The organism is Pseudomonas sp. 05N433, assembly GCF_056396925.1.
On the sequence record NZ_JBFTML010000048.1, the window covers coordinates 36351 to 60694 of the forward strand.

At 60.0% G+C, this 24344-nt stretch carries 23 protein-coding genes, 2 tRNA genes and 2 pseudogenes; 17 read left to right on the plus strand and 10 right to left on the minus strand.

Annotated elements, in window-relative coordinates; genetic code table 11:
* Positions 1–26: 26 nt before the first annotated feature.
* Positions 27–800 (minus strand): L-iditol 2-dehydrogenase, encoded by a 774-nt coding sequence (locus tag AC1DIS_RS22695; RefSeq protein ID WP_086945580.1) that lies wholly within the window; start codon positions 798–800, stop codon positions 27–29.
* A 100-nt stretch (positions 801–900) separates the two neighbouring features.
* Positions 901–2211, minus strand: a complete 1311-nt coding sequence (locus tag AC1DIS_RS22700) for an ABC transporter substrate-binding protein (protein WP_477781089.1) — start codon at positions 2209–2211, stop codon at positions 901–903.
* Between the two features lie 306 nt (positions 2212–2517).
* Here AC1DIS_RS22700 and AC1DIS_RS22705 point away from each other — a divergent pair, with 306 nt between their 5' ends.
* The 3 genes from AC1DIS_RS22705 (at position 2518) to AC1DIS_RS22715 (ending at position 4017) form a co-directional block, all read left to right on the plus strand.
* Entirely contained in the window at positions 2518–3420 is a 903-nt protein-coding gene (locus AC1DIS_RS22705) for a helix-turn-helix domain-containing protein (RefSeq protein ID WP_018929012.1), read from the plus strand.
* Between the two features lie 241 nt (positions 3421–3661).
* Positions 3662–3735, plus strand: a tRNA-Cys gene (locus tag AC1DIS_RS22710).
* 195 nt (positions 3736–3930) lie between these two features.
* Positions 3931–4017 (plus strand) — tRNA-Leu (locus AC1DIS_RS22715).
* 82 nt (positions 4018–4099) lie between these two features.
* Here the strand turns inward: AC1DIS_RS22715 and AC1DIS_RS22720 are convergent.
* Positions 4100–4674: pseudogene (locus tag AC1DIS_RS22720) on the minus strand (tyrosine-type recombinase/integrase); the annotation flags it as partial.
* Positions 4675–4713: 39 nt separating this feature from the next.
* Positions 4714–5202: an N-acetyltransferase family protein gene (locus tag AC1DIS_RS22725; protein ID WP_477781090.1), complete on the minus strand. Its 489-nt coding sequence runs from the start codon at positions 5200–5202 to the stop codon at positions 4714–4716.
* 314 nt (positions 5203–5516) lie between these two features.
* On the opposite strand from AC1DIS_RS22725, the pseudogene AC1DIS_RS22730 reads away from it, so the two are divergent.
* Positions 5517–5600, plus strand: a pseudogene (locus AC1DIS_RS22730) (terminase small subunit); the annotation flags it as partial.
* A complete protein-coding gene (locus tag AC1DIS_RS22735; RefSeq protein WP_477779285.1) occupies positions 5595–5822 on the plus strand; it encodes a hypothetical protein in 228 nt (75 codons plus the stop codon). The pseudogene AC1DIS_RS22730 and the gene AC1DIS_RS22735, both read left to right, overlap by 6 nt.
* Here the strand turns inward: AC1DIS_RS22735 and AC1DIS_RS22740 are convergent.
* Positions 5806–6030, minus strand: coding sequence for a site-specific integrase (locus AC1DIS_RS22740; protein WP_477743175.1), 225 nt, complete (start codon positions 6028–6030; stop codon positions 5806–5808). The two genes, AC1DIS_RS22735 and AC1DIS_RS22740, sit on opposite strands and share 17 nt — an antisense overlap.
* 215 nt (positions 6031–6245) lie before the next feature.
* Between AC1DIS_RS22740 and AC1DIS_RS22745 the strand changes: the two genes are divergently transcribed.
* Positions 6246–8372 carry a TonB-dependent siderophore receptor gene (locus AC1DIS_RS22745; protein ID WP_477743174.1) on the plus strand — a complete coding sequence of 709 codons (2127 nt, stop codon included), beginning with the start codon at positions 6246–6248 and terminating at the stop codon, positions 8370–8372.
* Between the two features lie 207 nt (positions 8373–8579).
* A complete protein-coding gene (locus tag AC1DIS_RS22750; RefSeq protein WP_309475746.1) occupies positions 8580–8807 on the plus strand; it encodes an NIL domain-containing protein in 228 nt (75 codons plus the stop codon).
* 7 nt (positions 8808–8814) lie between these two features.
* Here the strand turns inward: AC1DIS_RS22750 and AC1DIS_RS22755 are convergent, their stop codons facing one another.
* Entirely contained in the window at positions 8815–10053 is a 1239-nt protein-coding gene (locus AC1DIS_RS22755; protein WP_477743173.1) for an acyl-CoA dehydrogenase family protein, read from the minus strand.
* Between the two features lie 392 nt (positions 10054–10445).
* Between AC1DIS_RS22755 and msuE (AC1DIS_RS22760) the strand changes: the two genes are divergently transcribed.
* From msuE (AC1DIS_RS22760) to AC1DIS_RS22795, 8 genes are all read left to right on the plus strand, one after another.
* Entirely contained in the window at positions 10446–11009 is a 564-nt protein-coding gene (gene msuE / locus AC1DIS_RS22760) for an FMN reductase (protein WP_018929019.1), read from the plus strand.
* Between the two features lie 46 nt (positions 11010–11055).
* Positions 11056–12156, plus strand: coding sequence for a dimethylsulfone monooxygenase SfnG (gene sfnG, locus AC1DIS_RS22765; protein ID WP_258614206.1), 1101 nt, complete (start codon positions 11056–11058; stop codon positions 12154–12156).
* A gap of 15 nt (positions 12157–12171) precedes the next feature.
* The gene (locus AC1DIS_RS22770; protein WP_477743172.1) at positions 12172–13326 is read left to right on the plus strand and encodes an AMP-binding protein; all 1155 of its coding nucleotides are present in this window, start codon (positions 12172–12174) and stop codon (positions 13324–13326) included.
* 14 nt (positions 13327–13340) lie between these two features.
* Positions 13341–14132, plus strand: a complete 792-nt coding sequence (locus tag AC1DIS_RS22775; protein ID WP_086945573.1) for an ABC transporter ATP-binding protein — start codon at positions 13341–13343, stop codon at positions 14130–14132.
* A gap of 69 nt (positions 14133–14201) precedes the next feature.
* Positions 14202–15083, plus strand: coding sequence for a branched-chain amino acid ABC transporter permease (locus tag AC1DIS_RS22780; RefSeq protein WP_428633328.1), 882 nt, complete (start codon positions 14202–14204; stop codon positions 15081–15083).
* Positions 15084–15094: 11 nt separating this feature from the next.
* Positions 15095–16162 (plus strand): branched-chain amino acid ABC transporter permease, encoded by a 1068-nt coding sequence (locus AC1DIS_RS22785; protein WP_477781091.1) that lies wholly within the window; start codon positions 15095–15097, stop codon positions 16160–16162.
* A gap of 80 nt (positions 16163–16242) precedes the next feature.
* Complete coding sequence (locus tag AC1DIS_RS22790) at positions 16243–17568, plus strand: ABC transporter substrate-binding protein (RefSeq protein WP_477743170.1); 1326 nt, start codon at positions 16243–16245, stop codon at positions 17566–17568.
* 148 nt (positions 17569–17716) lie between these two features.
* Positions 17717–18487 (plus strand): ABC transporter ATP-binding protein, encoded by a 771-nt coding sequence (locus tag AC1DIS_RS22795; protein ID WP_018929026.1) that lies wholly within the window; start codon positions 17717–17719, stop codon positions 18485–18487.
* Between the two features lie 10 nt (positions 18488–18497).
* Here AC1DIS_RS22795 and AC1DIS_RS22800 read toward each other — a convergent pair whose 3' ends face one another.
* From AC1DIS_RS22800 to msuE (AC1DIS_RS22810), 3 genes are read right to left on the minus strand one after another with little or no spacing between them, the layout of a single operon-like run.
* Positions 18498–19601: a sigma-54 interaction domain-containing protein gene (locus tag AC1DIS_RS22800; RefSeq protein ID WP_477781092.1), complete on the minus strand. Its 1104-nt coding sequence runs from the start codon at positions 19599–19601 to the stop codon at positions 18498–18500.
* A gap of 8 nt (positions 19602–19609) precedes the next feature.
* The gene (locus AC1DIS_RS22805) at positions 19610–20797 is read right to left on the minus strand and encodes an acyl-CoA dehydrogenase family protein (RefSeq protein WP_018929028.1); all 1188 of its coding nucleotides are present in this window, start codon (positions 20795–20797) and stop codon (positions 19610–19612) included.
* Between the two features lie 10 nt (positions 20798–20807).
* Complete coding sequence (msuE, locus tag AC1DIS_RS22810) at positions 20808–21371, minus strand: FMN reductase (RefSeq protein ID WP_018929029.1); 564 nt, start codon at positions 21369–21371, stop codon at positions 20808–20810.
* Positions 21372–22006: 635 nt separating this feature from the next.
* On the opposite strand from msuE (AC1DIS_RS22810), the gene ssuD reads away from it, so the two are divergent.
* Together ssuD and AC1DIS_RS22820 are read left to right on the plus strand one after the other, a co-directional pair.
* Complete coding sequence (ssuD, locus tag AC1DIS_RS22815) at positions 22007–23146, plus strand: FMNH2-dependent alkanesulfonate monooxygenase (protein ID WP_018929030.1); 1140 nt, start codon at positions 22007–22009, stop codon at positions 23144–23146.
* On the plus strand, positions 23143–23994 hold the full coding sequence (locus AC1DIS_RS22820; RefSeq protein ID WP_018929031.1) for an amidohydrolase family protein: 852 nt from the start codon (positions 23143–23145) through the stop codon (positions 23992–23994). Before ssuD ends, AC1DIS_RS22820 begins: the two co-directional genes overlap by 4 nt.
* Positions 23995–24106: 112 nt before the next feature.
* Here the strand turns inward: AC1DIS_RS22820 and AC1DIS_RS22825 are convergent, their stop codons facing one another.
* Positions 24107–24325 (minus strand): hypothetical protein, encoded by a 219-nt coding sequence (locus tag AC1DIS_RS22825; protein WP_237229614.1) that lies wholly within the window; start codon positions 24323–24325, stop codon positions 24107–24109.
* Positions 24326–24344: the final 19 nt, after the last annotated feature.

Consider the following 24344-nt stretch of genomic DNA (forward strand, 5'->3'; position numbering starts at 1 on the left):
TTGGCTGGCCCTATTATCAGGGCCAGTCAGCTCATCCAGTTGCCGCCATCGACGTTATAGGTCTGCGCCACGATGTAATCGCTTTCGGCCGATGCCAGGAAGATCGCCATGCCGACAAGGTCATCCGCCGTGCCCATGCGCCCGTACGGCACTTCCTGTCCCGCCAGTTTTTTCTTTTCCCCGAGCGGGCGGTTTTCATAGCGGGCAAACAGCGCGTCGACGCCGTCCCAATGCTCGCCGTCCACCACCCCCGGCGCGATGGCGTTCACGTTGATGCGATGGGGAATGAGATTGAGACCGGCCGATTGCGTGAGGCTGATCACCGCCGCCTTGGTCGCGCAATACACCGCGACCAGCGCTTCACCGCGCCGACCGGCCTGGCTGGCCATATTGATGATCTTGCCACCATGGCCCTGGCGAATCATCTGCTTGGCCGCGGCCTGCAGTGTGAACAGGGTGCCGGAAACGTTGATCGAGAACAGCCGTTCGTAGCTGTCGCGAGAAATCTCTGTGATCGGCGCGAGATCAAACAGCGCCGCGTTATTGATCAGGATGTCGAGCTTGCCTGTGGTGGCGATCACCGTGGCGATGGCAGCGTCGATGGATTGCTGATCGGTCACGTCCATCTCGACCGCATAGGCATTGGGCCCCAACTCGGTTGCCGTGGCTTGGGCACGTTCCAGGTTGATGTCGGCGATCGCGACCGTAGCGCCTTCGCGGATATAGGCTTGCGCGAACGTCCTGCCTATTCCTCTGGCGGAACCGGTAATCAGGGCGCTTTTTCCTTCTAGACGTTTCATTGTTCCCATCCAATCGTAAGAGCTAAAGAGTTGCCCGTTGAGGGCATTAAAAATGGTCGTTAGTCTGCGAAGCCCCCGCAGTGATCGCGCCACGCCGTTGTTACTTGGGATAACCGGCGCGCTTCATTTCGCGTTCGGTGCTTTGCTGCGCGGAGGCCAGGGCCTGTTCCACTGGCATCTGCCCGGTGAGCGCCGCGGATACCAGTTTGCCGACCGACGTGCCAATCGCCTGGAATTCGGGAATGGTCACGTACTGAATACCGACGTAGGGCACGGGCTGGACTGATGGGTGCGCCGGGTCGGCGTTCTGCATCATTTTCAGCGTGACACCGGCGAAGGGCGCAGCCTGCAAATAGGCGTCGCTGTAGGTCGACATGCGGGTGCCCGGTGGTACGTTGCTGATGCCATCCGTCTTGGCAACCAGTTGGATGTATTCCCTGGAGGTGGCCCAGGTCACAAAGGCTTTGGCGGCTTCCTTGTGTTTGGATGTCGCCGGGATGGCCAGTGACCAGGCATAGAGCCAGGACGAACCCTTGTCGGTGACTTCTGTTGGCGCGGCGACGAAACCAACATCATTGGCCACCTTGCTTTGCGTTGTGTCGGTGATGAACGAGCCGGCGACGCTGGCATCGACCCAGATTGCGCATTTGCCACTGTTGAACAGGGCGAGCGTTTCGTTGAAGCCATTGCTCGACACACCCGGTGGGCCGTACTGCTTCAGGGTGTTGACGTAGAAGTTGGCGGYGGCAGTCCATTGCGGCCCGGTGAGTTGCGGCTGCCACTGCTCATTGAACCAGCGCGCGCCAAAGGCGTTGGACATGGTCGTCAGCAGCGCCATGTTCTCACCCCAACCGGCCTTGCCGCGCAAGCACATCCCATACTGTTCTTTATCCGGCTGGTGCAGCTTGCCGGCGAACTCGCCGAGCTGCGTCCAGGTCGGGTGCTCGGGCATGCTCAGGCCGGCGTTCTTGAACAGGTCGGTTCGGTAATAGGTGACGGTACTTTCGCCATAGAACGGCAGGGCGTAGAGCGTGTCGTTGACCGATAACCCTTGGCGAACCGCAGGGAAAATATCTTCGAGGTCATAGCTGGCGGGCAGGTCCTTTATTGGCTCCAGCCAATGCTTGGCGCCCCACAACGGTGTTTCGTAAGTGCCGATGGTGAGCACGTCGAACTGGCCGCCCTGAGTGGCTATGTCGGTGGTCAGGCGCTGACGCAACACGTTCTCTTCAAGCACCACCCAGTTGAGCTTCACGTCGGGGTGCAGCTGTTCGAATGTTTTGGACAGTCGCTGCATGCGGATCATGTCGCTGTTGTTCACGGTGGCGATGGTCACCGTTTCACCTGCCTGGCAGAGCAGGGCAGAGCCCAGGCCGGCGGACAGAAAAAGCGCGCTTGGAATGATCTTCATCGTGATCTCCGCTCTGCTCTGCGCCTGGGGCGGCAGAAGCTTTATTGTTGTTGTAATCCACGAGGCGGGGCATAGCCGCACCGGGTTGACTACAGAATTGCAGCTACCCAAGCAGCGAACAAATGAATGGCATACGCGCCGCTGATACTTTTTTGACCGTGGAAAAAAAGTATCAGTGGGCGCCATGTAACGTGCTAGGCGCCGGGCGTCGTTAGTGCGAGTCTCATGTCAGCGTCCCGAGACTTCGACTCGTCCCAGGCTTCGCGGTACCTTGATAAAACCAACAAAAACGGAATCGCCAGGGTGATGAACCATCACGTAACCGCAGACAAGCCGCCAGCGCTTGAAGTCATCCTCAACGAGCCCCAGCACAGCTTTCGTTGGTATGAGCACGACTATCCGTTCGACCTGGCGCGCTGGAACCATCATCCGGAATTCGAGATCCACCTGATCCGCGAAGGCAGCGGTCGGCTACTGGCTGGTGACTACATCGGCGTATTCGAAGCCGGCCATGTCGCCCTCATCGGCCCGGGCCTGCCTCACGACTGGATCAGCGATCTGGGCAAAGGCGAGGTGATTACCGGCCGTGACGTGGTGTTGCAATTCGATGGCCAGATGCTGATGCAACTGCGCGACAAGGTTCCGGAGCTCAGCGAGTTACAAAGCCTGTTTCGCCAGGCGGCGCAGGGTATCGAATTTCATGGCAACACCCGCAAGAAGGCGGCACGACTGCTGGAAGAGATCGGCCAGTGCCACGGCTTGCAGCGACTGTGCCTGTTCCTGTCATTGCTGCAACTGCTGGCATCGGCCCCCGACAGCGAGAGACAGACGCTTGCCAGCCTGCAATACGCGCCCATGCTCGACGCATTGACGGCCCAGCGCATGAGCATTGTCTTCGACTACATCCTGAACGACCTCGCCGATGAGTTGCGGATGTCGGTCATTGCCCAGCGGCTGGACATGAACGAGCCGGCCTTCTCCAAATTCTTCAAGCGCGCCACCGGCCATACCTTCGTCGACCTGACGCGCAAACTACGAGTCCAGCGCGCCTGCCGTTTGCTGGCGCAAAGCAGTTTCAGCGTTGCCGATATCTGTTTTGAGGTGGGGTACGCCAACTTGTCGAATTTCAATCGGCACTTTCGCCATGAAATGCATGAGACACCCAGCGAGTATCGGCAGCGGTTGCAGCGCGCATCTTGCGGTGGGTAGCGCTTTCTGTGGCGCTGAAGTGTTAGTCTCGAAAGCAACCGGGTAGTGGCGTTAGCGCATCTGGAATTATTTTCTTCCAGTTCTTGACATGCCTTTCGAACCAGTCCAGAATTGCGTCCATTCCTGATTCAGGAACACGAAAACCCCTTAGATTTCAAAGGGTTGGAAGCTAGATTAGAATCTTGTTTCCAGGTACGAGTTTACACGTTTGATGTTGCGCTACTGAACATCAGATGTTTGAGGCCGAATAGCAAAATGGTTATGCAGTGGATTGCAAATCCACCTACGCCGGTTCGATTCCGACTTCGGCCTCCACTTTAAACGAGCTCCGTAGATCCATGATCTACGGAGCTTTTTTATTTTCGCAGTCCTGCAAGATTTAGTCTTGAAAAGGGGATTTGCGAACTTGCTTCAGCGGGGCGGGATGTATATATTTCCCCCTCTGTTGCACAAGCGTCAGAACTGCCAGATCGTTATTTGGACAGTCTTCAGACTGCTTACCGCGCTACCGCCCGAATGGCGAAACTGGTAGACGCATGGGACTTAAAATCCCCCGCTCGTAAGGGCGTGCCGGTTCGATTCCGGCTTCGGGCACCATCTAAAATCAAGGGTTTGCGGGCGAAAGCTAATGCAAACCCTTGTTTGTTTCTGGTCCGCTATTTTGGAGTTGCTCCGCAATTCACTTGGTAGGAGTGACTTTCTTGCCAAGGCGATAACGGATGTATTGCTCCATCATCACCACTGTCGTATGCCCAAGTTGATCTCTCGCCTGCAAGATATCACCGCTGGACTCGGCTTTATCTGTACCTGCTTTGGCGCGTAAATCCCGCATCTGAAATTCAGATTTCTGGACGCCGGCGCTTCTCTGGCCAAATCAAACCTTCTCCGCAACATCGCCACCGTCATTGGTGTGCCATCCTCTGTAACGATCAGCCGTGTCGAGCGGACCTTCTGACTTTCGGGGCATGATTCGATCAATCAAAACTTCAGCTCGCCAGTGACTTCAATCCGGCGCTTCGCCTTTGTTTTCCCCTGCAGAATCCAAATTTGCCCCTCGGCGTACGTGTCTCGTCCAGTTTCTTTATTGCCCTTGATGCCGGCACAAGGATTGGCCAGCGATGTGTAGCCTTTGTCCCGCGCGTAGTTCCAGATCGCCCTGAGGAGGGGCTTTTCACGGTTCGCTCGGACCGGCGCTGAATTGCGCCAGGTTAGGTACTGGCGAACGTGCAGAGGTTCGATCGTTTCTAGAGGGCTGGACCCTCATTCTGATACTACGACGCGTTTAAAGTGTACTTAGAGAAGTCTGACATGTTGCTTTCCTTGGTTTGAGTTGGGTCCTTCGAAGCCGAAGCCCTCGTAGAAACGCCTCGCACTGGCGTTGGTTTTGAGTACGTCGAGCCAAATGAAATGCTCTTTACGATCTTCGGCCAGTTGACGGATGAATTGCAGAAGCTGTTTCCCGTAGCCTTTGCCTGCTTGGGTCTTGAGGAAGTAAATTTTTTGGAGCTCCGCACCGGCCTTGCCGGAAATAGGCATCGGCTTCGACCAGTTAACCTTTGAGAACCCTACCGCTCTGTCGTCTTCATCGAGTGCTATGAGCCAACAGTGACGTGCGGGTGCCCCTATCGATTCCTGAAGCGCCAGGACTGAAAAGTCTTCACTCAAGAAATGCTGCATGCCTGAGGGGGTCCATATGTCGGAGAAGTGGTCTCGATACGTCTCTATGCCGATATCACTAAGTGTGTGGATATCCTCAATGGTCGCCTCTCGAATTTTGATCACTGTCTCGCTCCTTGCGTTGAGTTGATCTCGACCAATACCTACAACGCGCCAGTATTTCAAGTATTAGGTAGCCCATGAACAGGCCACGCCCTCCTATGTCACTGCTTGAACTGTCAGACCTGTCCGACTTCGGTAGCCGGCCAGGCAGAAAACCGGCGGGGCCCCTGGGGACTTGCAAAGGACACGGGGTCGGAAACCCGCGGGATCTTGTTAGTGGAAGGCCTGCCAGCTTACTGAAATTTCAATCACTGAAATCTTGAAAGGATTCATTGAGAAGCCGCTGAAAAGGAGAGCTCCTAAGCGTATTCGACTACCTGTACAAGAGCGCCTTCGCGGCACGGATCGGCAGGTCGCCGAGCACCATCACCTGGTTGAAGACGAACGGCAGGTTGGTGATCGTTATTAAGGATGCAAACGGCAACGAGAAAGAGCTCGAATACAACGACGCTGGCCAACTCGTGAAATATACCGACTGCTCCGGCAAAACCAATGCTTGGGAATACGACGAGCGCGGCCTGATGATCTGTTTTACCGGCGCGACGGGGCAGAGCATCGAGTACCACCGCAAAAATCTATCTCTGCTCCGCAATTCGCTACCACTGGTCATTTTGTGGGCGTGACTTTCATCCCTTTACGCATTCGAATGTACTTCTCTGTCATGCCTACGGTGGTGTGCCCAAGTTGATCGCGTGCAGCACGAATGTTGCGTGTCGATTCTTCCTTATCCGTCGCGGCCTTCGTCCGTACGCGCATTTGAAAATCAGCCTTGGGAATGCCGGCAAACTTCGGGGCATTATCAAACCACTTCCGGAGCATGCTCGGCGTCATCGGCTACACCGCCAAGGTCGGCAGCGCTGGATGATCTCGGCCGTGGCGCGGATGATGCCGCAATGGCCATTGCTTCAATGAAGTGATGACATTATCGAAGACTGTTTTTGTTAATGGGAATCAGTGTTAATTACGAATGGTTTTGTATAGCATGCGCCGCAGTTTTTGGCGGTTTCACTCCCTGCATTGGCCTATTCGTAAAGGTTTTTCTCTTCATGCGTCGAACCCTGCTTTCCATTTGTGTGCTGCAAGCATTGTCGTCTACCTCATGGGCTGAACAAACGGAGGTGTCACCCTCAACGCTTGAGCTGGACGCAACCGATGTTATCGGTACTGCGAATTATGAAAGGGCGGACGGCCCGGTGCAGGGTTATCTGGCTACGCGCTCGGCCAGCGCCACACGCACCGACACGTCGATCCACGAAACCCCGCAATCGATCAGTGTGGTCTCGAAAGATGCGGTCGAGGATCTGGGAGCCACCCGTTTGCAGGACGCGTTGGACTACGCTGGGGGCGTGGGGCGGGCGAACAATTTTGGTGGACAGGGTCTGACCACGTTTACCGTTCGTGGCTTCACCACTGGCGAGTTTTATCGCAACGGTTTTCCGATCAACCGCGGTTATCCGAACATGCCGGATGCCAACACTATCGAGCGACTCGAAGTGCTACGCGGTCCGGCAACCATGCTCTACGGTCGGGGTGATCCTGGTGGCACGTTCAACGTGGTTTCCAAACAGCCATTGCCCGAACGCACCGTCACCTTGGGCAGTCAACTGAACGATCAGGGCATGAAGCGTGGCACGCTGGATGCTTCCGGCCCGCTCGACGAAGAAGGGCGCCTGGCCTATCGACTGAACGTAGTGGGCGAGGGCGGCGACACCTTCCGCGATCACGTCGAAACCGAGCGCTACGGTATCACGCCGGTGCTCACGTGGCAGGCAACCGACGCGACCAAGCTGATTTTCGAAGGCGATTTCATGCGTAACAACGCGCCTCTGGATCGAGGCGTTACACGTTACCCGAGGCAGGCAGGTACCGCCTCTCGCGACAGTTTTTTCGGCGAAAAAGACGCTGGCAAACTGCATAACGACAACAACATGGCGCAGCTGCGTTTCGAGCACATGCTCAATGACGACTGGACGCTGGGTGGTGGCTTCCAGTGGCTCGATGGTTCGCTCAAGGGCAACGCAGTCGAGGCCAACGGTATTGCCGCTGACGGCCGCACCTTGGGGCGCAACTTCAACTATCGCAAGCTGGAGTGGACCGACAAGGATACCCAGCTCAATCTGACCGGCCATTTCGATACCGCTGGTTTGCAGCACACGTTGCTCACCGGTATCGAGTACGAAGATTATGACTACAAGTCGATCATTCAACGCTCCAGCGGTGCTGTCGATGCGTATCCGATCGACATCTTCGATCCGGTGTACGGCCAGTCGCGTCCAGCACTGACTCGTACGCCGACCCACGACAAGGAAAACCTCAAAACTTATGCCGCGTTTGTGCAGGATCAATTGGCACTGACCGACAAACTGAAGGTGCTGGCAGGGGCGCGTTTCGAACGCTTCGAACATGACTACGAAACCTATGTCCCGGGCGGCAAGAGTTGGCAGGCGAGTGACAACGCAGTAACTCCGCGCATCGGCGTGACCTACGATTTGACCGAGACATTAGCGGTTTATGCCGACACCGCGCGCTCGTTCAAGCCCAACACCGGCGCAAGCCGCCTCGGGGGAGGGTTTGCGCCGGAGAAGGGCAAGTCGTACGAAATGGGTATCAAGTGGGAAGCACTGGATCAGCGGTTGAGTGTCGATGCGGCGATCTATCAGATCGAGAAGCGTAACGTGCTGACCACCGACCCTGTCGATTCCACCTTCAGCGTTGCTGCCGGTGAAGTGCGAAGCCGTGGTTTTGACATCAACGTTGCCGGCAACCTCACTCCCGAATGGCGCGTGATTGGCGGCTACGCCTATGTCGATGCCGAAGTGACCAAAGACAACGTACTGCGCTCAGGCACGCGGCTGCTGAACATCCCGAAAAACAGCTTCAGCCTGCTGAATATGTACGAGTTCCAGGACGGCACCCTCAAGGGATTGGGCTTGGGCACCGGATTCAAGTACGTCGACGAGCGCGCCGGACAAACCGCCAACACTGCGTTTTCGATGGGCAGCTACACCGTTGTCGACTTGCTTGGCTTCTACAAGATCAATGACAAGGTGCGGCTCAATCTCGACGTGAAAAACCTGTTTGATCGCGATTATGAAGAAGGCGCGTTCGGCAATGTTTACGCTTATCCGGGTGCGCCACGAACCGTGCAAGTCGGTATTTCCTACACGTTGTAGTGCGTTCTGCTGGTGCACACTGAGCAAGCTCGATAACGCTGGAAGTGAGGCGATGTGCGTCAGCAGTAGAGTCTGTGGATCCTGCAAAGGCGACAGTTGCAGATTTGAGCTACAGACAGGTCAGCCGTCAGCTTATCTCAGGTCGCTCGTGCCTGGTGCTGGACCGTGGGCGGATCGTGGAGCCGGGCGAGGTGTGGCAGATTTTTGGTGACCCGCAACACGAGGTGTCACCGGCCGTGGCGACCGATCTGCTGGGCATCGCCCAAGGCACTGGGTGGGCAGGTCAGCTTGCTGCATGGCGGTATCGAGCGTATCCAGAGCCGCGCCCAGGGACGTCGATTCCTGGGTGTAGCGACGAGCCAGGGGCCAGGCGCGTTGCTGGCCCGTGCTTCGTCGCTGGCCGATCAGGTGCCGGGGTATCTGGCACCCGCGTGATGTCGACTTACTTCGATCCTCCACCGATCTGCCAGACGTAGGGCGGTTCGGTGCCGTTGATTTCCCAGTCGCCGATGATGCGTTCCTTGTAGATCAGCGGGTTGTGCGAGGCCGCGGTGCGAGCGTTGCGCCAGTGACGATCGAGGGCTTTGCCGGTGCTGGTGGCCGAGGCGCTGAGGGCGTTGAACAGGTCGCTGGTGGCGCGCAGCACTAGGTCGGCGATCACCACTTGGGCCTGGGCGGATTCCAGTTCGGCGGCGATGTTGGCATCGCGTTCGGCTTCGTCGTCATGGGCGAAGCGGCTTTCGTAGGCCACCTGCAAGGCGGCCGCGGCGCGCAGGGTGGTGGCGTGTGCGGCATAGACCTGCGCTGAAGCCTTGCCCACCACTTGCTGCACCTGGACATCCTGGCTGACGTGGTTGGCGTTGCCGGTGCTGAAGATGCGCGTGCGCTTGCGTACTTCTTCCGTGATGTCGCGCACCGCGGCACGGCCGGCACCGGTCTGGACCGCCAACAGCACCAGTTGATAGAAGGCCGTCTGGTATTTGAAGCGGGTGGTGAAGTCCAGCAGGTTTTCGGGCTCCACCACGGCATTCTCGAATACCGAGGTGCCGCTGCCGGTGGTGCGCTGACCAAAGCCATCCCAGTCGTCGCTCTGCACAATACCCGGTTGCTGCACGCGAACGGCGGCAATCACATCGGCGCCGTTGTCATCGCGCTGGGCATAGAGGTCGATCCAGTCGGCGAAGATACTGCCGGTGCTGTAGTACTTGGTGCCGTTGACCACCCATTGTTCACCCAGACGCGAGACACGGGTGCCAACCTGGCCGATCTTGATGCTGCCGACTTCGGTCCAGGCGTTGCCCACCAGATCGCCGTCGACAAAACGCTTGAACCAGGTGTCCTGGGGCGCATCGGCATGGGCGTTGAGGCGGTCTTCGACAAAGGCAAAGTGACCGCGCAACGCCTGCGGCAGATTGGAATCGGCTTCGGCCAGTTCGATCAGCAACTCAAACAACTGGGGCAGGGAAGCGCCGTCGCCACCGTACTGCACCGGCACGCGTACGGCGCCAAAGCCGGCTTCCTTCAGCCACTTCACTTGTTCAAAGGGCAGGCTGCGAGTTTGCTCGCGCTCCAGTGCGCCGGCGGCGATGCGTGCAAAGATCGGCCGGAAGCGCTCGGCCAGGGCCTGGTAGTCGGTACCGCTGGAGAGGGGGTGTGGCAGGTGCTGTTGCTGGACAGTCATGGTGCAGCTCCTTATGGAAGGCAAGAGAAGCAACAGTGCAGTCGATCTGTTGCGTACTACTGCCAGTGCACAGGTCGTGCCTGGCACTGCAAAAGCCGTTTAATCGGGCGCGCAGGGCTGTTCGCCAGGGTGGTTGCTGTCGTCTGCCGGGCAACTTGCTGAAGCGCTGACTGCCCGGCAACAGCGGCCTGGGCGCGCTGCACGGCATGGGCAGAGAGGCAGCTGTTGTGAGCGCAACAGTTGATCAACAGCCTGCCCGGTGGACGACACTGCGGCGTTTTGCGAAAAACCGTATAACTTATTGATTTATATTGAATTATAGAGATGGCACGGTTGCTGCTCTAGTCCTTGTGCAGGTGCCGCGGTGGCCTCTGCCACCATGAGGACGGGCAATGAGCAACACACTGAAAGTGGTCGCGGTATCCGGGAGCGTGCAGCGGCCTACGCGCACCCTGGTGCTGCTCAAGGCTCTGGTCGCCGGTCTTGCGCAACAGCTGCCGATCGCACTGCACCTCATCGAGTTGTCCGAGGTCGGCCCGCAGTTTGCCGGGGTGCTGTGCCGTGAAGACTTGCCCGCTGCGGTAGAGGCCGATCTGCAGGCCATTGAAACGGCCGACCTGCTGATTGCTGCCAGCCCGGTGTACCGCGCCTCGTACACCGGACTGTTCAAGCACCTGTTCGATTTCGTCCATCACCAGGCGTTGAACAACGTGCCGGTGTTACTGGCCGCCACCGGTGGCTCGGACCGCCACGCCCTGATCATCGATCACCAGTTGCGCCCGCTGTTTGGTTTCTTCCAGGCCCTGAGCTTGCCCATCGGTGTGTATGCCGCCGAAGCCGATTTCACCGACTACCAGATCACCAGCCCCCAGTTGCTCGAACGCATCGAGCGCGCTGTCGAGTCGGCGGTCCTGAGCCTCAAYCCGAAAGTTCACCGGGATGCCAGCGCTGCCTGACGTCCCGGGTCAACCCTCATTTCAACGAGTCAATGGAGTACGTACAATGAGCCAGGACAACATCAAGTTTGCCTATTGGGTTCCCAACGTCAGCGGTGGCCTTGTGGTCAGCAAGATCGAACAGCGCACCAGCTGGGACATCGATTACAACCGCAAGCTGGCGCAAATCGCCGAAAAGGCCGGCTTCGAATACGCCTTGTCACAGATCCGCTTTACCGCCGGTTATGGCGCCGAAAACCAGCACGAGTCGGTGACCATCAGTCACGCGCTGTTGGCCGCCACCGAGAAGCTCAAGGTGATCGCCGCCATCCTGCCTGGGCCCTGGAGTCCGGTGCTGGCGGCCAAACAGCTGGCAACCATCGACCAGTTCACCAACGGTCGGGTCGCGGTGAATATCGTGTCGGGCTGGTTCAAGGGCGAGTTCCGGGCCATTGGCGAGCCGTGGCTGGACCACGATGAGCGCTATCGTCGCTCGGAAGAATTCATCCAGGCGCTCAAGGGCATTTGGACCCAGGACAACTTCAGTTTTCATGGCGATTTCTACCGCTTCCATGACTACACCCTCAAACCCAAGCCACTGCAGCAACCGCACCCGGAAATCTTCCAGGGTGGCAGCTCGCGCGCGGCGCGGGACATGGCTTCGCGGGTTTCCGATTGGTACTTCACCAACGGCAACAGCGTCGAAGGCATCAAGGCCCAGGTCGACGACATTCGGGCCAAGGCCGCGATCAATGGCCACTCAGTGAAAGTTGGGGTGAACGCCTTTGTCATTGCCCGCAAAACCGAGGCTGAAGCCCGAGCGGTATTGCAGGAAATTATCGCCAAGGCCGATCCGGAGGCCGTCAACGGTTTCGGCAGCGAGGTGAAGAACGCCGGCGCCTCCAGCCCTGAAGGCGAAGGCAACTGGGCCAAGTCCACCTTCGAAGACCTGGTGCAGTACAACGATGGCTTCAAGACCAACCTGATCGGTACGCCGCAGCAGATTGCCGAACGCATCGTCGCCCTCAAGGCGGTAGGCGTGGACCTGGTGCTCACTGGCTTCCTGCACTTTCATGAAGAAGTGGAGTACTTCGGCCGCAAGGTGTTGCCGTTGGTGCGTGAGCTGGAGCGCGAGGCGGTCGCGGCCAAGGCTGCGGCGCTCGCCTAAAGGACGGGAAAGGTCATGGCGACATTCACTGATAACGCGCAATCCGACACCTTGCCGCAGTGGCTGCAACAGCAGGCACGTCAGCAAGGGACGGGCATTGCCCTGCGACATAAGCGCCTGGGGGTGTGGCAGGTGCGAACCTGGTGCCAACTGGCCGCTGAGGTTGAACACCTGGCAATGGCCTTGCAGGTGCGTGGTTTTGTGCCTGGCGCAAGCTTGGTGATTGTCAGCCGCCCGCGGCCGGAGGCGTTGATTGCTGTACTGGCGGCACAGTGGTTGGGCGGGGTGGCAGCGCTGTTGGATCCGCTGGAGGCTGCGGCTGCACAGGTGCCGCTGTTGCGCGAGCTGCACAGTGAATGGGTGTTCGCCGAAGGCCATGAGGAGATTCAGCGCCTGCGCGCCGCCGGACTGGCGCCCAGGCTGCTGATTTACGCCGACGGCCGCGGCATGGCTGAGGTGAGTCAGGCCGGTGACACCCTGGCGTTCGCACAACTGCTGCTGGGCAGCGATCACCGGCTGGAACCCCAGGCCCGAGCCGAGCGCACAGCTTTTACCTTCTACCGTTTGGGTGCGGGGCAGCGCATCGAGCAGCAGCGCATTAGCCACGCCGAGTTGCTAAAGGAAGGCCGGCGCCTGGTGCACAGCGAGCAGCTGGGGCGGCAGGAAGAAGCCCTGGCGGCGCGAGCGTTTGCCGCGGGTAGTCAAGCGCGTTACTTGCTGGCGCCTTGGTTGATTGCCGGCTTTCGACTGAATTTTCCGGAGAACCTGGCGACTCGCGACCAGGACCGTCGCGAGTTGGGCCCGACGCTGGTGGCCGGCACCCGGGAAACCTACGAGCGCCTGCATGCCCAGGTCCTGGCCCGCTTGCCGGAGCCAGGCAGCTGGCGTCGGCGTCTGGTGGACTGGGCGCTGGTGGCGCACCCCGGTGCGCTGCAACGGCATCTGGGGTACTGGCTGATCCGCCGGCCGTTGCGCGACATCCTCGGCTTTTCCCGCACCCGCGCGCCGTTAGTTGTGGGCGAGGCGCTGGCGCCACACACCCAGGCGTTTTTCCAGGCCTTGGCGATTGAAGTACGCACCTGGCCTGACCCGGCACAGTGGCACCGGCCCGCGCGCTGGCCAGCCCCGTTGGTCAACGGCTGGATCGAAGACAGCACGCAACCGGCCTGACAAGGACATGACTCATGGCACAGACACAGGCGACAAAGGTTGAACATCTGCTGGTGTTGGAAAATATTGGCTTGTCGTTCAAGGGCGTCAAGGCGGTGACCGACATCAGCTTTGCCGTGGCCGCCGGCGAGATTTGCGCCTTGATCGGCCCCAATGGCGCGGGTAAAAGCTCACTGCTGAATGTGATCAACGGCGTGTACCAGGCCCAGCAGGGGCGCATCCGCTTTGCCGGAGAAGGGCGCCGGCGCATGAGCCCGCATGATGCGGCGGTGCGCGGCATTGCCCGCACCTTTCAGAACATCGCCTTGTTCAAAGGCATGAGTGTGCTCGACAACGTGCTCACCGGACGCACCCTCAAGCGTCGCAGCAGCTGGATCGAGCAGGCTCTGCGCATCGGCCGCGCCGCTGGCGAGGACGACCGCCAACGTGAGGCCGCCGAGCGGATAATCGACTTTCTGCACATCCAGCCCTGGCGCGACACCCTTGTCGGCAAGCTGCCCTATGGCTTGCAGAAACGGGTGGAACTCGCCCGTGCCCTGGCCGCCGAACCGCGTTTGCTGTTGCTGGACGAACCGATGGCCGGGATGAACGCCGAAGAGAAGCAGCAGATGAGCCGCTTCATCGTCGATATCAACCGTGAGTTGGGCACTACGGTGGTGTTGATCGAGCACGACATCGGCGTGGTCATGGGCATTTGCGATCACGTGGTGGTGCTCGACTACGGCCGCAAGATCGGCGACGGCCCACCCGAAGAAGTGCGACAAAACCCCGAGGTGATCGCCGCCTACCTCGGCATGCGCCACTAACCCCTTGGTCGATAGCGCCGCCAGCCACCTGGTGGCCAGGAACCCTTTGCCCGCAAAACAGGAAGGCTCATGGAATTTTTCTTAGAGGTGTTGATCGGTGGGCTGCTGGCCGGGGTGATGTACGCCCTGGTGGCCATCGGTTTTGTCCTGATCTACAAGGCCTCCGGCGTCTTCAACTTCGCCCAGGGGGCGATGGTGCTGTTTTCGGCGCTGACCTTTGTCAGCCTCTTGGAGCGCGGGGTGCCGTTCTGGCTGGCGTTTGTCATTAGCCTGGCGGCGATGGTGCTGCTGGCGTTGGCGGTGGAGCGGGTGGTATTGCGTCCGCTGGTCAACCGCTCGCCAATCACCTTGTTCATGGCCACCCTCGGCTTGTCCTACGTGATCGAAGGGGGCGCCCAGGCGCTGTGGGGCGCCCAGGTGCATGGCCTGGAACTGGGCATCAGTGACGAGCCACTGGAACTGGGCGGCATGCTGTTGTCGCAGTTCGACATTTTTGCCGCCGTGGCCGCCGCGCTGCTGGTGTTGGCGCTGTCGCTGCTGTTCAACAAGACCCGTATCGGTTTGTCGTTGCGTGCCGTGGCCGATGACCCGCTGGCGGCGTTGGCCGTGGGCATCCGCCTGCAACGGGTGTGGGTGCTGGTGTGGGCGGTGGCCGGGTTTGTCGGTCTGGTGGCCGGCCTGCTCTGGGGCGCGCGGCTGGGGGTGCAGTTTTCGCTGTCGCTGGTGGTACTCAAGGCATTGCCGGTGCTGATCATCGGCGGTTTTACCTCGATCAGTGGGGCGATTGTCGGCGGCTTGATCGTCGGCGCCTCGGAGAAGCTGGCCGAGGTGTACCTGGGCCCCGTCATCGGCGGCGGTATCGAGAACTGGTTTCCCTATGTGCTGGCGTTGCTGTTCCTGCTGGTGCGGCCGGCCGGGCTATTTGGTGATCGCGCGATCGAGCGGGTTTAAGGAGAGGCGTGATGTTTTATCAGGAATCTGGTCAGTTCAGTACTCGCTATGCCCAGGACCGCCGGGTGTTTCGCCTGCGGCAGGACCGTTACGGCTTGGTTGCCTTGCTGCTGTTGGCCTTTGTAGGTGTGCCGTATCTGGGTARCGACTATTGGTTCAGCGCCATTCTGATTCCGTTTCTGGTGCTATCACTGGCCGGGCTGGGGCTGAACCTGCTGACCGGCTATGCCGGGCAGTTGTCGCTGGGCTCGGCGGCCTTCATGGCTGTGGGCGCCTTTGCCACTTACAACGTTGAACTGCGGGTGCCGGGCTCGCCGTTATTGCTCAGCATGGCCCTGGGCGGGGGAGTGGCAGCGCTGGTGGCGGTGCTGTTCGGCCTGCCGAGCCTGCGGATCAAGGGCTTCTATCTGCTGGTGTCGACCCTGGCGGCACAGTTCTTTGTGACCTGGGCGCTGACCCGCTTCAGCTGGTTCTCCAATAACAGCGCCTCGGGGGTGATCAGTGCACCGCGCCTGGAGATACTCGGGGTGGATTTGAACTCACCGGTGGGCCGTTACCTGCTGACGTTGGGGGTGGTGGTGGCGTTGTTCTGGCTGGGCAAGAACCTGGTGCGCAGTGAACTGGGACGCAACTGGATGGCCGTGCGTGACATGGACACGGCCGCTGCAGTGATGGGCATTGCGTTGCTCAAGACCAAGCTGCTGGCGTTTGCCATCAGCGGCTTCTTTCTCGGGGTGGCCGGAGCGCTGTGGGCCTTCACTTACCTGGGCACTGTGGAGCCCCACGGTTTCGATCTGAATCGGTCCTTCCAGATCCTGTTCATCATCATTATCGGTGGCCTGGGCAGCATCCTCGGCAACTTCCTGGGCGCGGCGTTCATCGTGCTGTTTCCGGTGCTGCTGTCGAACCTGGTGGCCTTGTTGCCGGCCGGGCTGATCGATGCCGGGCAGATAGAAAACCTGCAGAAGATGGCATTTGGCGCCCTGATCATTGTGTTCCTGGTCAAGGAGCCGGAGGGTCTGGCGCGCCTCTGGCAGAAGTTCCGCGAGCGCGCTCGGTTGTGGCCCCTGCGCTTCTGAGCAAACCGGCGCAGGCATGGACTGCGCTTCGATCCTCCTGCGGCAAACGTGCGATTGAATCATTGATAAGGAAAATACCGATGTTGAAACGATCTCTAATCAGTAGCCTCGCCCTGGCCGTCAGCCTGAGCGTTGCCACATTGACTGCGCAGGCGGATAACGAACAGTACTTCCCGCTGCAGAGCTATCGGGTCGGTCCTTATGCCGCCGGTGGTACCGGGTTTTTTGGTGGTTTTATCGACTACCTCAAGTACGTCAATGCCAATGGCGGGGTCAACGGCGTCAAGCTGACCTGGAGCGAGTGCGAAACCGAATACGTGGTCGAGAAGGGCGTGGAGTGCTACGAGCGTCTGAAAAAAGGCCTCAATGGTGCGCCGGCTGCCGCCACTAACCCGCTGTCGGTGGGAATCGCCTATGCCACCCTGGAGCGCTCGACCGCGGACAAACTGCCGCTGATCACCATCAACCACGGCCGCACCGACTCCACTGACGGCAGCGTTTTCCCCTATGTCTTCCCGTTGCAGCTGAACCCGTATTCCGAAGTCTCGGCGATCATCAACTACATCGGCCAGCAGGCCGGGGGGCTGGACCAGCTCAAGGGCAAGAAGATAGTCACCCTGTATCATGGCTCGCCCTACGGCAAGGAAACCAATGAGGTGTTGCAGACCCTGGCCGACAAGTACGGGTTCAAGCTGACCCTGCTGGAAGTGCCCCATCCGGGTAACGAACAGCAGTCGCAATGGCTCAACATTCGCCGGGAAAAACCCGACTGGGTGATTCTGCGAGGCTGGGGCGTGATGAACCCGGTGGCGTTGAAAACCGCGCAGAAAGTCGGCTTCCCGGCGGATCACATCATCGGCAACATCTGGAGTAACTCCGAGGACGATGCCGCACCGGCCGGTGCCGCCGCCAAAGGCTTTATCGCGATCACCACGCACCCCACGGGCACCGATTTCCCGGTCCTGCAAGGCATCCAGCAGCAGGTGGTGGCCAGGGGCAATGGTGACCTGGCCGATCCGAAACGCTTCGGCACCGTGTATTACAACCTCGGTGTGGTGAACGGCATTCTCAATGTCGAAGCGGTGCGCATTGCCCAGGAGAAATTCGGCAAGCAACCGCTCACCGGCGAGCAGGTGCGCTGGGGCTTCGAGCACCTCAAACTGGACGATGCCCGCCTCAAGGAGCTGGGTGCACTGGGCTTGGTGCAACCATTGCAGCTGTCGTGCTCGGACCATGAAGGGGGCGGTGCCGTGCGCTTCCAGCAGTGGGATGGCAGCCAGTGGAAACTGATCAGTGACTGGGTACAGGCCGACCGTGCCTTGCTCCGGCCGATCATCGAAGCCTCGTCGCACCAGTACGCCAAGGAAAAAGGCATCACACCGCGCGATTGCAGCCAGGACAGCTGAGATGTGAATCGGGTCGGGGAGGCGTCCCCAATGCTTTTCCGTTAAGGCAATGTCTGCTCAATACACATCCCGTGGCGAGGGAGCAAGTCACTCGCCACACGTCACTTGTTTCAAGCTTTTATTAATTGAAGAGCATGGGGATAGGCGTATGAACCAAGTACCGATCTTGCGGATCGACGCGATTGAAGTCCTGTACGAACAGGCCATCCTCGCGGTGTGCGGGGTATCGCTGGCGGTACCGCAAGGGCAGATCGTGGTGTTGCTGGGGGCCAACGGTGCCGGCAAGAGCACCACCTTGAAGGCCGCCTCCAATCTGGTGCGCGCCGAGCGGGGCGAGGTAGTGCAGGGGCGGATCCTCTATCGAGGCGAGGATGTCACTCGTAGCACGCCCCATAGCCTGGTGGCCAGCGGCCTGGTGCAGGTACTGGAAGGCCGGCATTGCTTTGCCCAACTGACAGTGGAAGAAAACTTGCTGACGGGTGCCTTTGCGCGTCAGGTGTCCCGCGGGCAACTGAAGGCCGATCTTGAGCGTATCTACAGCCAGTTTCCGCGCCTCAAGCTGCGGCGCAAAAGCCTGGCCGGCTACACCTCCGGCGGTGAACAGCAGATGGTTGCGCTCGGGCGGGCGCTGATGGCCCGGCCGCAGCTGGTATTGCTGGACGAACCTTCGATGGGCCTGGCACCGCAGATCGTCGAGGAGATCTTCGAGATCATCCAGCAGCTCAATCAGCGCGACGGCGTGAGCTTCCTGATTGCCGAGCAGAACATCAACCTGGCCCTGCGTTACGCCCAGTACGGCTACGTGCTGGAAAGCGGCCGGGTTGTCAGCGAAGGCACGACCGGGCAGTTGGCCGCGCGCAGTGATATTCAGGACTTCTACCTGGGGGGCGGGACAGCGGGTAAAGGAGCTGCTGCTTGACCGCCACCAGTCAGATCGACAGGTTGACCACTTTGACCGTCTGGGCGTCCTGTACCGGGCGGCGTTTGTTCACCACCAGTTCACCGACCTTGATCAGCATCGCGCGGGTGATGTTGCGACTCAGCCCCAGCAAGCTGGCGGTGTGCACCTGGTTGTAGTGGCAGAAGCGATAGGCCGCGCGCAACAGCGCTTCCTCGACCCGCTCGTGGAGGGCGCCGCTTTCTTCCTCGAACAGCTTCTTGAAGGCTTGCTGCAACAGGGCGTCGGCACTGTCGTCCTGGACGGTATTGCTGGCTTCCAGGCGTTCGATACGCAGGTTGGACAGGTGCAAGTCCTGGACGCGGATCAGATTGTTACGGCAGATCAGTAAGGTGTGGTGAATGACGTTTTCCAGCTCGCGAATATTGCCCGGCCATGAGTAATTCACCAGCTTCTGTTCGGCTTCGGTATCCAGCACCACTTCGCCATAGCCCAGCCGACGACTGTACTCGGCGATGAAGTGGCGGATCAGCGGCAGGATGTCGCCCGGTCGCTCGCGCAGCGGGCTGAGTTCCAGGCTGACCACGTTTAGCCGGTAATAGAGGTCTTCGCGAAAGTGCCCGGCGTTGATGGCTTTTTCCAGCTGCACGTTGGTCGCAGCCAGCACCCGTACATCGATTGGGATGCTTTTGCGTGAACCCAGGCGAACCACTTCACGCTCCTGCAGCACCCGCAGCAACTTGACCTGGATTGGCATCGGCAAGTCGCCGATTTCGTCGAGGAACAGCGTGCCGCCGTTGGCTTCCTCGAACCAGCCGGCTTTGGCGCTCAGGGCGCCGGTGAAGGCGCCTTTTTCGTGGCCGAACAGTTCGGCCTCCACCAAACTTTCGGAAAACGCGCCGCAGTTGACCGCGATAAACGGTTTGTTGCGACGAGCGCTGAGGTTGTGCAGGTGACGGGCCACCAGCTCCTTGCCGGTCCCGGTTTCGCCGATGATCAACACGCTGGCATCACTGGGCGCAACCTGTTGCAGGTGCGCCAGCAGCGCCTGTGATTTCGGGTCTTCGAAGACTTGCGCGGTGGCGCGTATCGAGGTGGCCAAGGCTGGTGAGGGCGGCAGCGTGARTAGTTGCATGGTCGGGCCTATGAGTAAAAGGACGGAGTGGGCAGCGCCGTGTTGAGCGCCCAGTCACCCAGTTCATGGAGCTTGTAGTCCACGGGGTCGTGCAGGGTCTGGGTGCGCAGGTTGCGCCAGTGACGATCAAGGCGCAGCGCGGCATGGGTGGCGCGGGCGCCGGTCACTTCAAACAGGCTGCTGGTCAGGTCCAGGCCGGTGCGGGTGGCGGCGACCTTGGCGGTGGCAATGGCCAGGGCCAGTTGGCCACGTTCCTCGGCGGCGAGCTGGTGCTCCTTGCTCCAGGCTTGGTCGAGCAGGGCGTTGGCTCGTTCAGTGAGCAGGCGCACGCTTTCCAGCCCGACCCAGAATTCGCCGTAATGGCGCAGGACATAGGGGTCCTGATTGGCCTGGCTGACGTTGGCCTTGAACCAGGGGCGCGTTTCCTTGAGGGTGTAATCGCGGGCCTCTTCGAACGCGCCCTCGGCAATGCCGAGGAAGATATTGACGAAGGTCAGTTGGGCGATCAGCGGGCGCAGGCAGGCAAAGGGCGTGCTCAGCGGGCCGGGATCGAGCAGCAGCTCATTCTCTTCCACGCGCACCCGTTCGAAGGTGGCGCTGCCGCTGTCGGTCTGCCGTTGGCCGATGTTGTCCCAGTCGCCGTGCAAGGTGATGCCGGTGCGGTGGCTGGGAATGGCGGCGATCAACAGCTTGCCGCTGGTGGATTCATCCAGCGCCGAGGCAATCAGCATTTCCGAATCGGCGGAGCCGGAGCAGAAACTCTTGCGCCCGGAAAACTCGCGATAGCCGGCAAACTTTTTCGACAGGGTGCGGGTGTCCAGCGGGTTAAGGGCATTACCCCAGAACCAGTTGTTGCGCGCGGTCTGTTCGAACCAGGGCTGCCACTGTTCGGGCCGGGAAAACAGCCGCACCGTGGCCAGCATCAAGTGCTGGAAGCCGAACACGTGGGCGATCGAGCTGTCGATCCTGGCGAATTCGCGCACCACTTCCAGGGTGTCGCTCCAGCTGGCGCCAAGGCCACCGTATTGCTGGTCAATTTTCATCGCCAGCAGACCGCTACGGCGCAACTCGTCGCGCTCGGCTTTCGGCGTGCCGCCCAGATGGTCGCGTTCGGCGGCGGTTCGGGAAAACTCGGCGGCGAGCGTCCGAGCGATCTGCAGCGGGGTTTCAAGTTTGGACGTATGGATAGCGGTCACAGGCTGTTCCTCAGGCTGTTTTCCGCAGGTCGGCGGCATTGGCGGTGAACAGCGGTGCGGCCCGTTCGACTGCCAGGCGGATGCGTGTTTTCAGCGCTTCGCTGCTGATCTGGTAATTCGTGAAATCGGCCTCCGAGGCATACACGCCCAGGGGTAGGGTCACCGACTGGAAGAAGCTGAACAGCGGGCGCAACTGGTGATCGATTACCAGCGCATGCCGGTCGCTGCCACCGGTGGCGGCCAGCAACACCGGGGTATCGATCAATGCGTCCTGGCCAATCAGGTCGAACAGGTGCTTGAACTGGCCCGGGTAGGCACCACGGTAGACCGGTGCAGCCACCACCAGCAGATCCGCCGACTCAATCGCATTCAACTCGTACTCAACAGTTTCCGGCAGCTCCCGACGGGATATGGCGCTGCCCAGCGGGCGGACAATGTCACCCAGCTCGATGATGCGGCTTTCGATTGGCAGGTACTGGCTCAGCTCAGCAACGATGGCTTGGACCAGTACCAGGGTGCGCGACGGACGATAGGTTCCACCGGAAACGGCGACGACTTTAAGTGGAGTGCTCATGGGGTCTGTTCCTGTTCGAGTTGCGGGATGTGCAGCCATCAGAGCAAGAGTTGTTCCATGGTTAAAAGAGCTATGAAAAACAATAAGTTAGTCTGTTGCTTGGTCTCGACTGCTGTTGTCTGGGCAGCTAACTGTTGAGCGACTGTTGCGTGAGCAGCAATGGCGCTGCTGTTTGTCGGGCAACACTGTGGCATCCATGAATTGAATGTAAGTGATCTAAAAAACATCTAATAAATACTTTTTGGTTATTAGCTTAAGGCTTTGTCGGGCTGTCAGCGCCAGGCGAGCAGCTTTTGGCTGGCTTTAGCCGGCCGAAATCAGTGGGTAATGCCTCTCGAATCGGCCAAGTGTTGCTCAGACAATAGCGGTTCAACATCACTGTTGGGTGGGCAACAGTGGGTGGACCAAAGCGCATGGCATTCACCTTCCACCGTCGCCGCTCAGGTGGTTGTGCACGCTGCCTGCAGCCCGCAACGCAGGGTTTCAGGGCTTCTGGTATGGCTCTTGCTCAGGCACCTGACTCTCCAGCAACAGTGCTGATCAGGGCGCCACAGAGTGCTCGCTTCCTATATCTGCCGGCCGATGTGCCGTGCGCCTTGTGATCCAGCCCTGTATCACTCCCTGAGGCCCGTACCATGAATTTGGATATTTTCTGGTTTCTCCCCACCTCCGGTGACACCCGCTACCTGGGTAAGTCCGAGTCCGGCCGCCCGGCCACCAACCAGTACATGCGGCAGATTGCTGTGGCTGCGGAAAGCCTTGGCTACGACGGCCTGTTGATTCCCACCGGCAGCAGTTGTCTTGATCCCTGGGTCACCGCTGCCAGCCTGGTACCAGTGACCAGCCGGATTAAATTGTTGGTGGCCTTGCGCACGTCAATCAGCAGCCCGACCGTAACGGCACGCCAGGCTGCCAGCCTCGACCAGGCCCTGGGTGGGCGCCTGCTGCTCAACGTGGTCCCCGGTGGCGATGCGGCCGAGTTGGCCGCCGAGGGCGTGTACCTCAAGCACGATGAGCGCTATGAGGCCGCCGATGAGTTCCTCACCGTCTGGCGTCGGGTATTGCAGGGTGAAACGGTCGACTTCGAGGGCAAGCACATCCATGTGAAGCGGGCGCAGAATTTCTTCCCGCCGGTGCAGAAGCCCTATCCGCCGCTGTACTTCGGTGGCTCTTCGCCGGCCGCCCACGAGCTGGCCGCCAAACACGTGGACACCTACCTGACCTGGGGCGAGCCACCGGCCGCGGTGGCCGAGAAGATCGGCGATGTACGTGCCCGCGCCGCGAAGCACGGCCGCACAGTGCGTTTTGGCGTACGTCTGCACGTGATCGTGCGTGAAACCAACGAGCAAGCCTGGGCCGCTGCCAACGAGCTGATTCAGTACCTGGACGACGAGACCATCGCCCAGGCCCAGGCCAACTACGCGACCATGGACTCCGAAGGCCAGCGCCGCATGGCTGCGCTGCACGGTGGCTGTCGCGATCAGCTGGAAGTCAGTCCCAACCTGTGGGCCGGTGTCGGCCTGGTGCGCGGCGGTGCCGGTACTGCCTTGGTCGGTGACCCTCAGACCGTCGCCGCCCGGCTGCAGGAATACGTCGACCTCGGCGTCGACAGCTTCGTGCTCTCAGGTTATCCGCACCTGGAAGAGGCCTACCGCTTCGCCGAACTGGTGTTCCCGTCGTTGCCCGGTAAACAGGCGGTGACCGTCAATGAGGTGCTCACGGGCGGAGCCTTCGATGTGCGAGCCAAGACCAAACAAGAGGAAACCGCGGTATGAAAGTGATCGACATGCGCTGCCGGCCGGCCTATCTGCACGATTTCTTTGGCGCCAACCCGGGCTCGGCGGGCTACGCCACCGCGCGCTGGCTGAATCGCCGCGTCGGAGCTCGCGGCAGCGACGAGCATTTTGCCCGCTCGCTGACGCCAGAGGGCTTTATTGCCGAAGTCCGAGAAGCCGGTTTGAGCCAGGCGGTGGTGGTGGGGCGACACACCCCTGGGCAACACCTGCCGAATGATTTCATCCACGAAATCACCCATCCCCATCAGGAGCTGCTGGGTATCGCCGGGGTTGACCCGACGCTTCAGGGTATCGATGGCGCTATTGCCGAAATCGACCGGGTGATTGATCAACTCGGTCTGGTCGGTATCGGCCTGGAGCCGGGTTTCGCCGCGCCGGCACGGCATCCGGATGACCCGCTGTACTTTCCCCTCTACGAACACTTGTCGCGCCGTGGCATTGCGCTGTTCCTGATGAGCGGACCGACCACGCCGGATCCGGCCTTCAACGACCCTGGCCGCCTGGCAGCGGTGGCACGAGCGTTTCCCGAACTGAAAATAGTCTGTTACCACGGCTACTGGCCGAACGTGGCGCAACTGCTGGGCGTAGCTTTTCGCTATGAAAACATCTTCGCCGTGCCAGACATGTACCTGTTCCTGCCGGGCAGCGAGGCCTTTGTCGCAGCAGCCAATGGCTTTCTGGGCGACCAACTGTTGTTTGGCTCGTCCTACCCGTTCCGGCCGATCCGCCAGTCGATCGAGGATTTTCAGGCGCTGGGGTTCAAGGATCAGGTGCTGGATAAGTTGCTTTATGGGAATGCGGCGCGGTTGTTAGGGTTGAGGAGGTAGCCTTGAATCGACGCCTGCCGTTTCGACGGACGCCCAATCGGGCTATAGAAGTCGGCGAGGTAATGGCGCGGGCCGCCCAGCAGCGCGTTGACGCCGACGGCAATTGGCTGTGTCAAACCGATGGAAAGATCCAGGACAAGGCGCCTTGAGCGATAAGCTGTTGGCGAGCCTCCCATTGGCGCAACAGCCTGTCGCGGCAGGCCAGGCGCTCGTTCAGTTCGGCGACTTCCAGGCTCAGTGCGCGCACCTCGTCTTTCTGCATCCGACGCTCTTGCAGCAATTGCTCGACGCTGGTCAGGATGCGTCGCAACAACGGGTTGTTCGACGACAACGGCGTGCTCGCCTGGTCA

Bases quoted from the DNA above. Each gene is read 5' to 3' on its own strand.
- AC1DIS_RS22695 (WP_086945580.1), bottom strand. From the start codon at position 800: ATGAAACGTCTAGAAGGAAAAAGCGCCCTGATTACCGGTTCCGCCAGA.
- AC1DIS_RS22705 (WP_018929012.1), top strand. From the start codon at position 2,518: ATGAACCATCACGTAACCGCAGACAAGCCGCCAGCGCTTGAAGTCATC.
- AC1DIS_RS22740 (WP_477743175.1), bottom strand. From the start codon at position 6,030: ATGACGCCGAGCATGCTCCGGAAGTGGTTTGATAATGCCCCGAAGTTT.
- AC1DIS_RS22745 (WP_477743174.1), top strand. From the start codon at position 6,246: ATGCGTCGAACCCTGCTTTCCATTTGTGTGCTGCAAGCATTGTCGTCT.
- AC1DIS_RS22755 (WP_477743173.1), bottom strand. From the start codon at position 10,053: ATGACTGTCCAGCAACAGCACCTGCCACACCCCCTCTCCAGCGGTACC.
- sfnG (WP_258614206.1), top strand. From the start codon at position 11,056: ATGAGCCAGGACAACATCAAGTTTGCCTATTGGGTTCCCAACGTCAGC.
- AC1DIS_RS22770 (WP_477743172.1), top strand. From the start codon at position 12,172: ATGGCGACATTCACTGATAACGCGCAATCCGACACCTTGCCGCAGTGG.
- AC1DIS_RS22775 (WP_086945573.1), top strand. From the start codon at position 13,341: ATGGCACAGACACAGGCGACAAAGGTTGAACATCTGCTGGTGTTGGAA.
- AC1DIS_RS22780 (WP_428633328.1), top strand. From the start codon at position 14,202: ATGGAATTTTTCTTAGAGGTGTTGATCGGTGGGCTGCTGGCCGGGGTG.
- AC1DIS_RS22790 (WP_477743170.1), top strand. From the start codon at position 16,243: ATGTTGAAACGATCTCTAATCAGTAGCCTCGCCCTGGCCGTCAGCCTG.
- AC1DIS_RS22795 (WP_018929026.1), top strand. From the start codon at position 17,717: ATGAACCAAGTACCGATCTTGCGGATCGACGCGATTGAAGTCCTGTAC.
- msuE (WP_018929029.1), bottom strand. From the start codon at position 21,371: ATGAGCACTCCACTTAAAGTCGTCGCCGTTTCCGGTGGAACCTATCGT.
- ssuD (WP_018929030.1), top strand. From the start codon at position 22,007: ATGAATTTGGATATTTTCTGGTTTCTCCCCACCTCCGGTGACACCCGC.
- AC1DIS_RS22820 (WP_018929031.1), top strand. From the start codon at position 23,143: ATGAAAGTGATCGACATGCGCTGCCGGCCGGCCTATCTGCACGATTTC.